Annotated in this window: 11 protein-coding genes; 3 read left to right on the forward strand and 8 right to left on the reverse strand. The window is 47.6% G+C overall.

What is annotated here, in order from left to right:
- Nucleotides 1-154 precede the first annotated feature (154 nt).
- Nucleotides 155-1,522: a Do family serine endopeptidase gene (locus KIO97_RS07215; RefSeq protein ID WP_005528743.1), complete on the forward strand. Its 1,368-nt coding sequence runs from the start codon at nt 155-157 to the stop codon at nt 1,520-1,522.
- Between the two features lie 204 nt (nt 1,523-1,726).
- Nucleotides 1,727-2,794: an outer membrane-stress sensor serine endopeptidase DegS gene (degS, locus tag KIO97_RS07220; protein ID WP_005528745.1), complete on the forward strand. Its 1,068-nt coding sequence runs from the start codon at nt 1,727-1,729 to the stop codon at nt 2,792-2,794.
- Nucleotides 2,795-2,832: 38 nt separating this feature from the next.
- On the opposite strand, the gene parC is transcribed toward degS, so the two are convergent.
- The 6 genes from parC to nudF all read right to left on the reverse strand — a co-directional run bounded on the left by parC (nt 2,833) and on the right by nudF (nt 9,856).
- Entirely contained in the window at nt 2,833-5,121 is a 2,289-nt protein-coding gene (gene parC, locus KIO97_RS07225) for a DNA topoisomerase IV subunit A (RefSeq protein ID WP_038890837.1), read from the reverse strand.
- A 3-nt stretch (nt 5,122-5,124) separates the two neighbouring features.
- Entirely contained in the window at nt 5,125-7,005 is a 1,881-nt protein-coding gene (gene parE / locus KIO97_RS07230) for a DNA topoisomerase IV subunit B (protein WP_010445819.1), read from the reverse strand.
- A 249-nt stretch (nt 7,006-7,254) separates the two neighbouring features.
- Nucleotides 7,255-7,839, reverse strand: a complete 585-nt coding sequence (gene yqiA / locus KIO97_RS07235) for an esterase YqiA (protein ID WP_285381721.1) — start codon at nt 7,837-7,839, stop codon at nt 7,255-7,257.
- Nucleotides 7,840-7,894: 55 nt separating this feature from the next.
- On the reverse strand, nt 7,895-8,701 hold the full coding sequence (gene cpdA / locus KIO97_RS07240; RefSeq protein WP_005431722.1) for a 3',5'-cyclic-AMP phosphodiesterase: 807 nt from the start codon (nt 8,699-8,701) through the stop codon (nt 7,895-7,897).
- Between the two features lie 61 nt (nt 8,702-8,762).
- Nucleotides 8,763-9,206 carry a DUF1249 family protein gene (locus KIO97_RS07245; RefSeq protein ID WP_005395930.1) on the reverse strand — a complete coding sequence of 148 codons (444 nt, stop codon included), beginning with the start codon at nt 9,204-9,206 and terminating at the stop codon, nt 8,763-8,765.
- Nucleotides 9,206-9,856 carry an ADP-ribose diphosphatase gene (nudF, locus tag KIO97_RS07250; RefSeq protein WP_038890840.1) on the reverse strand — a complete coding sequence of 217 codons (651 nt, stop codon included), beginning with the start codon at nt 9,854-9,856 and terminating at the stop codon, nt 9,206-9,208. Before nudF ends, KIO97_RS07245 begins: the two co-directional genes overlap by 1 nt.
- A gap of 229 nt (nt 9,857-10,085) precedes the next feature.
- On the opposite strand from nudF, the gene tolC reads away from it, so the two are divergent.
- A complete protein-coding gene (gene tolC / locus KIO97_RS07255) occupies nt 10,086-11,423 on the forward strand; it encodes an outer membrane channel protein TolC (protein ID WP_285381724.1) in 1,338 nt (445 codons plus the stop codon).
- Nucleotides 11,424-11,723: 300 nt separating this feature from the next.
- Here tolC and hldE read toward each other — a convergent pair whose 3' ends face one another.
- Nucleotides 11,724-13,154, reverse strand: coding sequence for a bifunctional D-glycero-beta-D-manno-heptose-7-phosphate kinase/D-glycero-beta-D-manno-heptose 1-phosphate adenylyltransferase HldE (gene hldE, locus KIO97_RS07260; protein ID WP_005528761.1), 1,431 nt, complete (start codon nt 13,152-13,154; stop codon nt 11,724-11,726).
- A gap of 77 nt (nt 13,155-13,231) precedes the next feature.
- Nucleotides 13,232-16,075, reverse strand: a complete 2,844-nt coding sequence (glnE, locus tag KIO97_RS07265; RefSeq protein ID WP_285381726.1) for a bifunctional [glutamate--ammonia ligase]-adenylyl-L-tyrosine phosphorylase/[glutamate--ammonia-ligase] adenylyltransferase — start codon at nt 16,073-16,075, stop codon at nt 13,232-13,234.
- Nucleotides 16,076-16,175 lie beyond the last annotated feature (100 nt).

Below are 16,175 nucleotides of genomic sequence, written 5' to 3' on the forward strand. Positions count from 1 at the left end.
ATTTGTATTGACCCTTTTTGAACTTTTCTTAAGCAACTCATCTCTAACTTTCAGTGACCTGCCACCCCGTTTCGATTGTCCTAATTAATACATACATAATTAATGGTTAGGATGTTTCTTTTTGGCAGACCTGTTTTTCAAGAGGAGTTATTGGATGAAAAAGCCATTGCTTGCGTTAACCGTTCTTTCTTTAAGCTTGGGTTCAATCATCACCCCAGTTACCGCAACCGCGGCACTTCCACTTAGTGTGGATGGGGAGCAGTTACCTAGTCTTGCCCCTATGCTCGAAAAAGTCACCCCTGCAGTTGTGAGCATTGCGGTGGAAGGGAAACAAGTGCAAACCAGCCGTATCCCGGAGCAGTTTCAGTTCTTCTTTGGCCCTGAATTCCCAACAGAGCAGACCCGAGAGCGCCCATTTAGAGGTTTAGGTTCTGGTGTCATCATTGATGCGAAAAAAGGCCAAATCGTCACAAACTACCACGTGATTAAAGGCGCGGATGAAATTCGTGTCCGCTTGTACGATGGTCGTGAGTATGACGCTGAATTAGTCGGTGGCGATGAGATGTCAGATATCGCGCTGCTTAAACTCGAAAAAGCCAAAGACCTAACACAAATTAAAGTCGCTGATTCAGACTCTCTTCGTGTCGGTGACTTTACTGTGGCGATCGGTAACCCATTTGGTTTAGGCCAAACGGTCACATCCGGTATTGTATCGGCACTTGGTCGAAGCGGCTTGAACGTCGAGAACTTTGAAAACTTCATCCAGACCGATGCCGCAATTAACAGCGGTAACTCAGGCGGCGCTTTGGTTAACCTTAACGGTGAACTGATCGGCATCAACACGGCAATTCTTGGTCCAAATGGCGGTAACGTGGGTATTGGTTTTGCCATTCCGTCCAACATGATGAAGAACTTAACCGATCAGATCTTAGAATTCGGTGAAGTGAAACGCGGCATGCTCGGTGTTCAAGGGGGCGAAGTGACCTCAGAGCTTGCTGAAGCACTGGGTTATGAGTCAAGCAAAGGCGCTTTCGTCAGCCAAGTGGTACCCGACAGCGCGGCAGATAAAGCAGGCCTGAAAGCAGGTGACGTGATTGTTTCTGTGAACGGTAAAGCGATTGATACCTTCTCTGAGCTTCGTGCAAAAGTCGCAACGCTTGGTGCTGGTAAAAAAATCACACTTGGCGTGATCCGCGATGGTAAGCAAAAATCTTTCGATGTAACGTTAGGTGAATCAACGAATGTGAAAGCGAAAGCGGAAACACTGCATGAAGGCCTAAAAGGTGCAGAGCTAAGTAACACCACGCCAAGTGACAAGATCCAAGGTGTGAAGGTCACTAGCGTTGCGGAGAACTCTCCTGCAGCTCAATACCAGCTAGCACAAGATGACATCATTATTGGTGTGAACCGTAAACGCGTGAAGAACCTTGCCGAACTGCGTGCGATTGTTGAAAAGCACAAAGGTGTGCTGGCAATCAATGTTCAACGTGGTGATCGCACGGTTTACTTGGTTATCCGTTAACAGGGCTAAGTGATAAGCCAATCACACAAACAGAAGCGAAGGAATGGCGTCCGTCATTTAATTCGTGATGACACTCGAACGCTTTGCTTATGTCATGGTTTTTTAAAAGGGCAGGACGATCACGTCTTGCCCTTTTGTTATTTTTAAATGTAATGCTATCCTTCAGTTTTCTATGCCAATTGGGCGCTCAATCATGGAGAGGTTATGCTTAGCTTTTTGTTACGTTCTGTCTTTTTAGGCTTAGCAACTGCCGTCATTGTATTACTCGCCGTTCCATCTTTGCGCAGCAATGTCATCCCAACCGCGCTTGTTGATCCACAACCAAGCAACATCGCGTCACTCGAGGTGTCTTTTAACCAAGCGGTAAGAAAGGCAGCGCCCGCGGTAGTGAATATCTACAGCCGTAAGTATGTGGAAAATGACCGCAGCAAGCTTTCAACTCAAGGCTTGGGCTCTGGCGTTATTGTTAGCGAAAAAGGCTACATCATTACTAACTACCACGTAGTGGCTCAAGCTGACCAAATCGTGGTTGCGCTACAAGATGGCCGCGTCGCTGCAGCTCAATTGGTTGGTACTGATAAGCGTACGGACATTGCGATCCTACGTGTCGAAGGTTCTAACCTTCCTGTTATCCCACTCAATCCAGAATACAAACCTCGAGTTGGTGATGTCGTCCTAGCAATTGGCAACCCGTACAATTTAGGTCAAACCACCACATTCGGTATTATCTCCGCAACCGGTCGTTCGTCGATCAGTGATGGTCGCCAAGCCTTTATCCAAACCGATGCAGCAATCAACGAAGGTAACTCCGGTGGCGCTTTGGTCAATACGCAAGGAGAACTGGTTGGCATCAATACCGCTTCTTTCCAGCAAGCGACCGATCTTGAAACCTACGGTATTTCTTTTGCTATCCCCGCCCCTCTGGCAAACAAGATAATGCAGAAGATCATTGCTGATGGCCGCGTAATCCGAGGCTATATTGGCATTGATGGCCAAGATATTAATGCAGTAACTGCTCGCTTATTAGGTAACGAACACATTGGTGGCATCGTGGTGTTAGGCATTGACCCGAATGGTCCTGCGAGTGATGCTGGTTTTGAGAAACAAGACATCATCATCAGTATTAACGGTACGAAAGTTCAAGGAAGGCAAAGCGTGATGGACATCGTCACTGACTTACGTCCGGGCACCTCCGTCGATGTTGGCATTATCCGCAAGGGTAAAGAAATGAACTTAAAAGTCACCATCGCCGAAGACAAACAAGAAGCATAAAAAAATCCCAGCCATTGGCTGGGATTTTTATTTGTGCGTTATTCGCTATCGCTTGGCTCTTCTGAAACCTCAGGACTTCCGCCCATCTCAATTTCAATTCGTGTTACGCGTTGTAAACCACGTGGCAGTAAGCTGCCTCGACGTCCGCGTTCACCACGGAAGTTCTCAAGGTCAGCAGGTTTCAAGCCTAGTTTACGCTTACCTGCATACAAGGTTAGAGACGCGCCTTGTGGCAGAGCCATCAAGTGAGAAAGCACCTCTTCACGCTCTTTCGCCTTCGCCGCTGGAATGTTGATGATCTTGTTACCCTTACCTTTCGCCAATTGCGGTAGGTCTTTAATTGGGAACAACAACATACGACCTTGGTTGGTAATCGCTAAAATTTCATCCGAATCCAAATCAGCAATCGTCTTCGGTGTCATCACCTCAGAGTTGGCCGGTAACGTCACCAATGCTTTACCGCTGCGGTTCTTCGATAACAAGTCTGAGCCTTTACATACAAAGCCGTAACCCGCATCAGAACCCACCAGCCATAATTGCTCTTCTTCACCCATGATCACTTGGCGAATATTGCTGCCCGCAGTGATATTCAAGCGACCAGTAATCGGTTCACCTTGGCTTCGTGCTGACGGTAGTGAATGCGACTCAAGTGAGTAGCTTCGGCCATCACTGCCAAAGAATACCGCTTGCTGGTTACTCTTACCGCGCGCGTGCGCTAGGTATTTATCACCAGACTTGTAGCTCAAGCCTTCTGCATCCACATCGTGACCTTTCGCATGACGAATCCAACCTTTCTCAGAAAGCACAACCGTGATTGGCTCGCTTGGTACTAGGTCGCGTTCAGTCAGCGCTTTTGCTTCTGCACGTTCAACCATTGGAGAACGACGATCATCGCCGTACTTCTCAGCGTCTGCTTTGATTTCTTTCTTCAGTAGTGTGTTCAGACGACGCTCAGAACCTAGCAGCTGTTCTAGCTTCTCACGCTCTTTTTCTAGCTCGTCTTGCTCACCACGGATCTTCATCTCTTCTAGTTTGGCTAGGTGACGAAGTTTAGTATCTAGAATCGCATCCGCTTGGATATCGGTAATGCCAAAGCGTTCCATCAGCACTGCTTTTGGATCGTCTTCAGTACGAATGATCTCAATCACTTCATCTAGGTTTAGGTAAGCAACCAACAAACCTTCCAAGATGTGTAGACGAGCCATGACTTTGTCTAGGCGGTGTTGTAGACGACGACGTACAGTCGTGCGACGGAACTCGATCCACTCAGACAGAATTTGAACCAGACCTTTAACTTGAGGACGGTTATCCAAACCAATCATGTTCAAGTTAACGCGGTAGCTGCGCTCAAGATCGGTTGAAGCGAACAAGTGGTTCATCAACAGATCGCAATCTACGCGGTTTGACTTCGGAACCACAACGATACGCGTCGGGTTCTCGTGATCCGATTCATCGCGAAGGTCGTCAACCATTGGCAGCTTCTTAGCGCGCATTTGGTTTGCGATTTGCTCAAGCAGTTTCGCACCTGATACTTGGTGTGGCAGAGAAGTGATAACGATATCTGAGCCTTCTTTGTGCCATACCGCGCGCATCTTGATGCTGCCACGGCCGTTACGGTAAATCTTCTCGATATCCGCTTGCGGCGAAATGATTTCTGCTTCTGTTGGGTAATCCGGCCCTTTAACGAACTGCATCACATCTGGCAGTTCCGCCTTCGGGTTGTCGATCAAATGAATGGTCGCATCCGCCACTTCACGAACGTTGTGAGGCGGGATATCTGTCGCCATACCAACCGCGATACCAGTAACACCGTTTAGCAGGATATGAGGCAGACGTGCAGGCAACATTTGTGGCTCTTTCATTGTGCCATCAAAGTTAGGTTGCCATTCAACCGTACCCTGACCTAATTCGCCCAGCAGTACTTCGGCAAACTTAGACAGTTTTGCTTCGGTGTAACGCATTGCCGCGAATGATTTCGGATCATCTGGCGCACCCCAGTTACCTTGACCGTCAACCAATGGGTAACGGTAAGAGAATGGCTGTGCCATCAATACCATCGCTTCGTAACATGCGGAGTCACCGTGCGGGTGGTATTTACCCAACACGTCACCAACGGTACGTGCAGATTTTTTGTATTTTGCTGATGCCGAAAGACCAAGTTCCGACATTGCGTAAATGATGCGTCGTTGAACCGGCTTCAAACCATCGCCAATGTATGGCAATGCGCGGTCCATGATTACGTACATCGAGTAGTTCAGATAAGCGTCTTCGGTGAACTTGCGCATTGGCAACTGTTCAACGCCATCGTAAGTAATTTCTGTAGACATCCGTTAAACCTCTGCCATATCGCCGTTGTTTTGTAGCCAAGAACGACGATCATCTGCTCGTTTCTTACCAAGCAGCATGTCCATCATTTCCATGGTCGCCGCCGAGTCATCAATAGTTAACTGAACCAGACGACGCGTGTTTGGATCCATGGTTGTTTCGCGCAACTGAAGTGGGTTCATCTCACCCAGACCTTTGAATCGTTGCACGTTGATTTTGGCTTTCTTCTTCGACAAGCGCTCTAGTACACCATCTTTTTCGTCATCGTCTAGGGCATAGAATACTTCTTTGCCACAGTCGATACGGTACAGAGGCGGCATCGCTACGTAGATATGACCGGCTTCAACCAGCGCACGGAAGTGACGAGTAAACAGAGCACACAATAGCGTTGCGATGTGCAGACCATCCGAGTCCGCATCGGCAAGGATACAGATCTTACCGTAACGCAGGCTGTCTAGGTTGTCGCTGTCTGGGTCGATACCCAAAGCAACTGAGATGTCGTGGACCTCTTGAGATGCAAGCACTTGGTCTGCAGAGACTTCCCACGTATTCAGGATTTTACCGCGCAATGGCATCACCGCTTGAAACTCACGATCACGTGCTTGTTTAGCAGAACCACCCGCCGAGTCACCCTCTACGAAGAAGATTTCGGTGCGGTTAAGGTCTTGTACAGAACAGTCGGTCAGTTTGCCTGGCAGTGCAGGACCTGATGCGACCTTCTTACGTACAACCTTTTTGCTCGCGCGCATACGACGGTGTGCGTTAGCGATACACACTTCCGCTAACTGTTCAGCCAGCTGCGGCTTTTCGTTCAACCAAAGGCTGAATGCGTCTTTTACGACACCAGAGACAAAGGCAGCCGTCTGACGAGAAGACAGACGCTCTTTGGTCTGACCGGCAAATTGCGGATCTTGAATCTTAACTGACAGAACGTAAGAACAGCGGTCGAAAACGTCATCACCCGTTAGCTTCACGCCGCGAGGCAATAAGTTACGGAATTCACAGAACTCACGCATTGCATCGAGCAAACCTTGGCGCAGGCCATTAACGTGCGTACCACCCTGTGCGGTTGGGATAAGGTTCACGTAACTTTCCGTGATCATCTCGCCGCCTTCTGGCTGCCAGATCACCGCCCAGTTTGCTGCTTCAGTTTCTGCTGAGAACTCACCAGTAAATGGTTCTTCAGGGAGAACTGGATAACCTTTCACACCTTCCGCTAGATAGTCTTTAAGACCATCTTCGTAGTGCCATTTGTAGTCTTTGTTGTTTACTTTATCGGTAAACGTAATCTCTAGACCCGGGCAAAGTACTGCTTTCGCACGTAGGTTATTCACCAAACGTGTTACCGAGAAGTTTGCAGAATCAAAGTACTTTGCATCTGGCCAGAAGTGTACACTGGTACCACGGTTGCGACGGCCACATGTGCCCGTAACCGTTAGGTCAGAAACCTTATCACCGTGTTCAAAAGCAATCTCATACACTTGACCGTCACGACGGACCGTCACTTCAACGCGCTTAGACAACGCGTTTACTACTGAGATACCTACACCGTGTAGACCACCAGAGAATTGGTAGTTCTTATTAGAGAATTTACCACCTGCGTGAAGCTTACATAGGATCAGTTCAACACCTGATACCTTCTCTTCTGGGTGGATATCAACAGGCATGCCTCGACCATCATCGATCACTTCTAGTGATTGGTCAGCATGTAGGATGACTTGTACTTTTGAGGCATGTCCGGCTAGCGCTTCATCGACACTGTTATCGATAACTTCTTGGCCCAAGTGGTTTGGGCGCGCTGTATCCGTATACATCCCTGGTCGGCGACGTACTGGCTCTAAGCCATTCAGTACTTCAATGGCACCAGCATTATATTGTTCAGTCATAATACGGAATTGTTCTCAAAGTTTACTTGTAACCCGAGCCCCGCGAATGTGCAGGCGTACTCGAGAAACGAAAAAGCTACCCCGTCTGCGTGCTTATCAAAGATAAGGTCATGCATAACAAAGTAGTCAGGGCTTCATACCCTTAAGATCTTTTTGGCAAAACATAGTCGGAAAGCCTGCCAACTATGTCAAGAAACGGTTGGATATGGCAATTAAAACTATGAGCCTATTCCAATCGTCTCGATAGTATTACAGTTTTAGGAATTCAATGATTTGAGCAGGATAACGCTCAAAGCCGATAAAACTGTGATCACCACCCTCCTCTACCGTTTGTTTCGCTTGCGCGAACTTTTCTACGGCCTGGCGATAGTCCAAAACCTCGTCTTCCGTTTGCTGTAACAACCAGAAAGACTCAGGCGACGCGATGCTTTGTACATCAAGTGCTTTTAGCTCGTCAATATGACAAGCTTCAAGTGTATAGGTTTCGTGCGTATACGGATTGGTTTGCTCACCAAGGTAATCCACCAGCAATTCATAAGGCTTTACTGCTGGGTTTACGACGACGGCTCGAAAACCAAATTTCGCATTTAGCCACGTTGACATGTAACCGCCTAGCGAACTGCCAACAAGGCCAATGCTGTAGTCGTCTTGATGTTGCTCAACGATCTCAAGCAAACATTGAGCAGCCAGTTCAGGGAAACAAGGAAGTTGAGGTACGACAACCTTGATATCCGGTCGCTGCTGTTCACAGTACGCTTTCATCAGGTTCGCTTTCATGGAAAGCGGCGAGCTGTTAAAGCCATGGATATAAAGCAGCAAAGAAGGTTTGCTCATGATCGCCTCACGTTAAAAAAGTAAGCCCGAACATAAGGTTCGGGCGTGATAATGATTAGTATCCGTTTGAATTAAAGTCTGGCTGGAATTGGCCATCGGGTAGTCGGTTGACTTCTGTGGTAATGTCACCATTACTGTGCAACTCAAGTTCTCGCCAACCCGGTGATTCTGTATCAAGTGCAAAATCATCGGAGTCCGGTTTGAATTGCACACAAGTCGACGGCGTTGCCATCACGCGGATGCCATTATAAAGAACATTCATGTCTTGGTGCACATGACCACATAAAATGCCTTTTACGTTCTCAAAACGGCCCACCACTTGCCAGAAAGCATCCGCATCTTTTAATGCATGTTGATCTAACCAAGCACTTCCTACCAACAATGGGTGGTGGTGTAATAACACCAAGGTATGTCTTTGCGGGTTTTCTGCCAGTTTTTCTTCTAACAGTGCTAACTGTTGGTCACTCAAACGTCCGTGGGGTACCCCCACCACTTGTGAATCCAATAAGACTAACTGCCAATGCTCACCAAGCATCACATGCTCAGCAGCTTGAATTTGAGGAGATGGCAGTACACTGCCCATATTTGGCTTGTAGTCGTGGTTGCCTGGAAGCCAGAAACAATCTTTTTTCAGCGGCGCGATACCCTCTGCAAAACGCTGGTAAGACTCGGCACTATGGTCTTGTGAAATATCACCCGTTGCCAAAATGTATTCATACTGCACTTGGTGATTAAGAATCTCTTGTACCACGGCGGCGAAGCTGTCAGCGGTTCTTACGCTCAGCAAACTGCCCTCATCTGCCTCAAACAGATGAGTATCCGTGATTTGTAATAGCTTTATGCTGTCACTAGATGATTGCAAAATGAAAACCTGATTCGTCCACTATATAGTTTTTAGTTATTTTCCTTTAGTGACATGACAATCAATTGAAGGCAAGTGGCGTTCTACTAATGCCACTTCGTAAACAGAATGTCAGCCATTCACCAAGGAACGTATTAAGTTGATGCTTTTCATCTTTCTGCATCAACTGGTCGTTGGGATAATCATATTTAGCTTTGATGCGAGAAAACTCTCCGCTTGAGCATACTTCAGCAACTCTCGCATCGTGATAAAGCCTGACAGACATCGTCGGTAAAGGAAACACTGGTGTTTCATCACTCTGACATATCTCAACAACTGTGGTGTATTTTGTGATTTCATTCACGGTCAGTTGGTAAACCATGTTTGCCGCTTGATAGCAGCGAACATCACCAACTTCAGCAGAGGCAGGCAACAAGGCGTTCAACTTAGCGTAGTTGGTCTCATAAGTTCTCATTAGACCGGCTAAGTCGACATGGTATCGCTGTTTTTCAGCTACTTGTGCCATTACTTACTCTCCACTTTCGGGGAAACTTCCCATTGCGATGTCAATTCTTGGTGATTTAACTGCAACCATTGAAGAGCAATGATTGAGGCACCGTTTTCGAATTTTCCATCTTTCACCCACTGATACGCGGTTTCACGACTCATGACATGGACTCGAATATCTTCATTCTCATAGTCTAAACCATGAATGCCATGCGCTTTAGTTGCATCCACTTCGCCAATGAATACATCCAGCTTTTCAGAGCAACCGCCAGAAGAAGGATAATAAGAGGTTACCGAAGCCACACGTCCGACTTGAATACCCGCTTCTTCTTCCGCTTCTCGACGAATCACCTCTTCAGCAGATTCGTCACGATCAATCATGCCAGCGACAATCTCGTACTGCCATGGGTGTGAATGTTCTAAGGCTCCCACTCTGATCTGTTCAATGATCACAACCTGATCAGTCACAGGATCATACGGGAGCATGGCGGCAGCATGACCACGTTCGAACATTTCTCGTTCGACAATCCCACTCCAACCACCGGCGAATAACCTATGCTTAAAACGGTATTTCACCATTTTAAAGAAACCTTTAAACACGGTTTCTTTCGAGATTATTTCCACATCTTGGGAAGTAAGATCGTTTTGTTGCTTGTCACACTGTTGCATTCAGCACCTCTCTGAGTGAATCTTGTAGTTTACTCATTGTTATTCGCTTGCTCAAAGGACTTGGCTCAACTTTTTGTACAATAGTTATAAATTATTTTAAGCCTTTGCCAATTACTTATTGCACAAGTGGATAATTACGTGTAAAAAAGTGCAAAGTTTCGAGTAAATATCGTCCAAATTGAGTTAAACTACTGAGAATTAACCAATCTATAGACCGCGGGAATAGAAAATGAAAAAACTGCTTCCACTATTTATCAGTGCAGCGCTAGGCAGTATGAGCACATCTGCATGGGCAGACTCTCTTGCTGAAATCTATGACTTAGCAAAACAAAACGACCCTCAATTGCTCAGTGTAGCAGCGCAGCGTGATCAAGCTTTTGAAGCAATCAACTCTAGCCGCAGTGCCCTACTACCACAAATCAACTTAACTGCGGGTTACGACATCGCTCGTGGTGAGACTGACTACGACAAAAACATCCCTGCCATCAGAGAAGACCGTGATAACGACCAAAATGTTCTTTCTGCTGGTGTTGGATTCTCGCAAGAGCTATACAACCGTGCATCTTGGATCACTCTAGATACCGCAGAGAAAACGGCTCGTCGTGCGGATGCAACATACGCCGCAACACAACAAGGTTTGATCCTTCGAGTTTCTCAAGCTTACTTTGAAGTACTACGTGCACAAGATAACTTAGTATTTGTTCGTGCAGAAAAAGCAGCGGTTGGCCGTCAGCTTGAACAAACTAAGCAACGTTTTGAAGTAGGTCTATCAGCCATCACTGACGTACACGATGCGCAAGCACAGTACGATGCAGTACTAGCCGATGAAGTATTGGCAGAAAACGATCTGATCAACAGCTACGAATCGCTACGTGAAATCACAGGCCAAGAGCACAAGAACCTAAACGTTCTGGATACAGCGCGTTTCTCTGCAAGCCGCTCTTCTGAATCAGCAGAAACATTGATTGAAGAAGCGAAGACAACCAACCTGAGTCTACTGTCTGCGCGTATCGCACAAGACATCGCTCGCGATAACATTTCGCTAGCGAGCTCTGGTCACCTACCGACGCTATCTCTAGACGGTGGTTACAACTACTCCGACACAGCAGAAAGTACAGCAGATAACACAACCGACGGCTTCAATGTTGGCGTGAACCTAGCTGTGCCGCTATACACAGGTGGTCGTACAACGTCTGAAGTGAAACAAGCAGAATACGGCTATGTGTCAGCAAGTGAAGAACTAGAGAAAGAATACCGTGGTGTTGTGAAAGAAGTGCGTGCACAGAACAACAACATCAACGCTTCTATCGGCGCACTAAAAGCGTACGAGCAATCTGTAGTGTCAGCACAATCTGCGCTTGAAGCAACAGAAGCAGGTTTCGATGTAGGTACTCGTACTATCGTTGATGTACTAGACGCAACTCGTCGTCTATACGATGCGAACAAGAACCTATCAGATGCACGTTACAACTACATTCTTGCAGGCCTACAGCTTCGTCAAGCGGTGGGTACATTGAGCGAGCAAGATATCCTAGATGTAGATGCAGGCCTTAAGCCAGCAAAATAAGCATCGGTATTTAAGTAACACGCAAAACGCCAGTTGATTTTTCAACTGGCGTTTTTTGTTGGGGTAAGTCACCAAGCCAAATGCGCTCTAGATCCCTTCCTATTTCGAAGGAGAGGGTTCGGCAGGGGTTGCTTCTCGTTCTAATCGACTGCACTGGTTTTCAATCATCGAGCATTGCCCCCTCGAATTCCCCCTTGAAAAGGAGGAGGACTGGAATGCGTTTATGGTTAGGTTCACTCCACCAAAAACAACAAAGGTCGCTCGAAAGCGACCTTTTTTTCTATGAAAGGAGATAAGGAATTACCCTTTACCACCTTTGATAGCGTTAATGATCTCACTGGTTGAGCAACCATCTTCAAAGTTCAGTACGCGCACTTCGCCGCCTGCGGCAATCACTTCTTTACCACCAGCAATCTCTTCTGGTTTGTAGTCGCCGCCTTTCACTAGCAAGCTTGGCAACACTTCAGAGATCAAACGTTGAGGCGTATCTTCGCTGAAAGGCACAACCCAATCTACTGCGCCAAGGCCTGCCAATACCGCCATACGGCGATCCGTTGGGTTTACAGGACGACCAGGACCTTTAAGGCGTTTCACTGATTCATCGGTATTAACCGCAACGATTAGGCGATCGCCCAGCTCAGCAGCATGGTTTAAGTAAGACACATGGCCCGCGTGTAGAATGTCGAAACAACCATTGGTCATTACAACCTTCTCGCCTTTCGCACGTGCTTTCTTCACTGCTTCAATCAGTGCTTGTTCTGAAATCACACCGTAGTCGGTATCTTGGCTACCATGAATCGCTTCTGCTAGCTCAATCTCAGAAAGCGTTGATGTACCCAGCTTACCAACTACAACACCTGCGGCTGCGTTTGCTAGTGCACACGCTTCCTCAAACGATTTACCCGCAGCAACAGATGCTGCAAGAACAGAGATAACTGTGTCACCAGCGCCTGTCACGTCGTACACTTCTTTCGCTTGAGTCGGCAAATGGAATGGCTCTTGGCCACGGCGAATCAAGGTCATACCGTTTTCGCTGCGTGTTACCAATAGCGCTTCAAATTCGAACTCTTCAACCAAAGCCAGTGCTTTCTCAACTAGCTCTTGGTCAGATTTCACTTTACCCACAACGTCTTCGAACTCTTTCATGTTTGGAGTAAGCAGTGTTGCTCCGCGGTAGCGTTCAAAGTCCGCACCTTTCGGGTCAATGAAGACAGGGATGTTTGCTGCGCGCGCTTTTTGGATGTATGCCTGCACGTGTTCTAGAGAGCCTTTCGCGTAGTCAGACATGATCACTGCTTTCACACTTGGTAGTGCGGTTTCCATGCGAGACAGCACTGGCTCAGCGTCTGTGTTCTCGAACTTGTCTTCGAAATCCAGACGAATCAATTGCTGACCACGGCTCATCACGCGAAGCTTAGTGATAGTTGGGTACTCTGGCAGCGCAACGAAATCGCATTTCACTTTTAGCGAGTTCAGTGTTTCCGTCAGTACTTTCGCTGGCTCATCCATACCCGTTAGACCAACAATGTGAGCGTGACCGCCAAGTGAAGCAATGTTCATTGCTACGTTTGCAGCACCACCCGGACGCTCTTCATTGTTTTCTACTTTCACAACAGGTACTGGCGCTTCAGGAGAAATACGTCCAGTCGGGCCATACCAGTAACGATCTAGCATGACATCGCCGATGATAAGCACACCAGCGCTGTTGTAATCAGGTAGAATTGGTTTCATTATTGGTCTCCAAAAATTAAATCACGGTGAGTTTAACACAGCCTTTTTCTAGGCTGAACCTTGTGCACGACTTCTGCTTAGGCAAACCATTGATTCCATGCTTGCTTCACCCACTCTCGCTCTGCAACAAATTTCTCTTCCGCCACATCGGCATCCAAGTTAAGCAAGTTTCGACGATGAATCTCGTCACGCATTGATGTGTATGCGCGCGTCAGTTGCATCGCTTGATCTTCTTCCATGACACCTTGTGCAATCAGGGTTTCAAAAATACGCACATTATCGCACCAGCGAATCAGCTTCGGCTTACTGTGACTGTAGTTGAGCACAAGGTATTGAGCGAGAAATTCAATATCGGTAATGCCGCCGTTATCTTGCTTAAGCATGAAACGACCGGACTTTTTCCCGCCCAAGTGGTCACGCATTTTCTCACGCATATCGACCACTTCTTTCTTTAGCGTGTCTTGGTCACGCTGTTTACACAGCACGTCATGACGCGTGTTGTGGAAGGCAATCGCCAAAGGCTCATCACCATAAATCATGCGCGCACGCACTAGGGCTTGATGCTCCCACGTCCAAGCGTCTTTATGTTGGTAGTCGTCAAATGCATCGGTTGGGCTTACTAACAAGCCTGAAGCGCCAGATGGACGTAAGCGAGTATCCACTTCGTACAGAATGCCTGATGCAGTGCGGGTTGAGAAAATATGAATGATGCGCTGCGCCAAACGAAGGTAGAACTGGCGACCATCGATTTCTTTCTTACCATCGGTATAGACGTTTACTGGGCAATCATGCATGAAGACGATATCAAGGTCTGAGTTATAGCCCAGCTCCCAACCGCCAACTTTCCCGTAACCAATGACAGCAAAGCCCTTGCCTTCACGATCTTTGACATGCGTCGGTTCGCCATATTTTTCCGACACTTGTAACCACGCTTGGTTCACTACCGCTTCGACAATCGCTTCTGCCAAGTAGGTTAAGTGGTCACTCACTTTCATCACAGGAAGTACACCAGCAATGTCTGCAGCAGCAATGCGGAGGATACAGATCTGCTTAAACTGACGCAGCGCTTCCATTTGCTGCTCCATATCATCCTCTGGAATGCGAGCAAGGAAGTCACGTAGCTCTGTTCGGTAGCTATCGAGTGGAATTGGGTTGTACAGATGCTGAGGATCGATCAACTCATCGAGCAGAATCGGGTAACGCGATAGCTGCTCTGAAATCATCGGGCTAGCGGTACACAGGCGAACCAATTGCACTAACGCCGCCGGATGCTCATCCAACAACTCAAGGTACGTTGTTCGAGTACAGATGTTGTGCAGCAAGTGCAAAACTCGCGGCAAACCAAATTGCGCATCTGGGTGGGCAAATACTGCATCAAACACTTTTGGCATCAATTTGGTCAGCACTTCTCGGCCACGTGGTCCAAGTGTCTTCTTCGCCAAATCCGCTTTGAACTGCATGATGGTTTTCGCCAAGTGTTCTGGGTTCTCAGCTTTGATGTCCTCTTGTAGAACGTGTTCAAGCACGTCTTGTTTAGTCGCCATGTCCCACAACTCATGGAAATGACGAGCGACGGCTTCCGCTTCGTCTTCTTCATCATCACCAATCAAACTTTCAAACACCTTGTGCACATTTGCCATGTGCTGTTGCGTTTGAGCAATGAGCGCCTCCCAACTATCAAAGCGCATCGCAGTAGCAAGTTTTAGCTGCTCGTCTGCACAATCAGGCAAGGTTTGCGTTTGCTTGTCTGCCATCGCTTGCAGCAAGTTTTCTAGTTGGCGCAGGTATTTATAAGCCGCTTCAAGGTTATCGACCTCTGGTTGAGTCAGCTGACCTAGTTCACCAATAGCATTCAAAGTTTCTAGCAGGCCACGGCCACGTAAAGATGGCTCGCGACCACCACGAATTAACTGGAACACTTGAGCGATAAACTCAATCTCACGAATGCCGCCCGCGCCCAGTTTGATGTTGTTACTCAAACCACGACGGCGCACTTCACTGCTGATCATGGATTTCATGCGGCGCAGGGATTGAATCGCACTGAAGTCGATATAACGGCGGAAAACAAACGGACGCAGCATCTGGCGCAACTCTTGATATTGCGGATACATCTCGCTGCCCATCACGCGCGCTTTGATCATAGCGTAGCGTTCCCAATCCCTTCCCTGTTCTTGGTAGTAATCTTCGAGCGCGGCATAGCTCATCACCAACGGACCACTTTCACCAAATGGACGTAAACGCATGTCCACGCGGTAACAGAAGCCATCAAAGGTTTGTTGGTCGAGTGCTTTAATGATGCGTTGGCCTAAGCGAGTAAAGAACTGCGCATTAGCAATACTGCGGCGCGCGCCTTGGGTCTCACCGTTTTCTGGATAAGTGAAAATAAGGTCGATATCAGAAGAGAAGTTCAGCTCACCGCCACCAAGCTTGCCCATGCCGATGATCAGCATAGGTTGCGCTTCACCTTCCGCATTGGTTGGCGTGCCCCACTCGTTGCAGCAAATCTTGTACTGCCATTGGTATGTTTCGAAGATCATAGCCTCAGCCAATTGAGACAAATGACTGAGCGACTCTTCTAATGTCCAAGTATGAGTGAAGTCTTTCCACGCAATGTAGACCATTTCGCGGTTACGGAACTGGCGCAGCACACGATGGCCAGCCATTTCGTCTTGGCATTCAGATAAGAGCTCAGCCAAGCGTGCACGATACGTTTGTTGTCGACTGCTTTCTGACAGCATAGAGGGCAAGTCTTGCGCGAGCTTCTCATCACGATGAATAGCTTCGGTAATGAACTTGCTAAGGCCAGAGACAAAACGAAACTGCTCGGCAATCTCACTTGGCCATTGTTGAAAATATCCCGCTTGCTCGGCGTTTTGAACCGCAGAATCCGCGACAGAAATCAGTGACGAAGGCAGCTGCATTTTTCTTCCTTGTATGAAAAGCACTGTGGTTTGAGAGGTATACACTCTTTTATACCAGAGTTGGTATAAATAAAAACGCCCACAAAAGGTTTGTGGGCGT

Source organism: Vibrio sp. B181a (assembly GCF_030248375.1).
In the GTDB taxonomy this organism is placed as follows: domain Bacteria; phylum Pseudomonadota; class Gammaproteobacteria; order Enterobacterales; family Vibrionaceae; genus Vibrio; species Vibrio campbellii.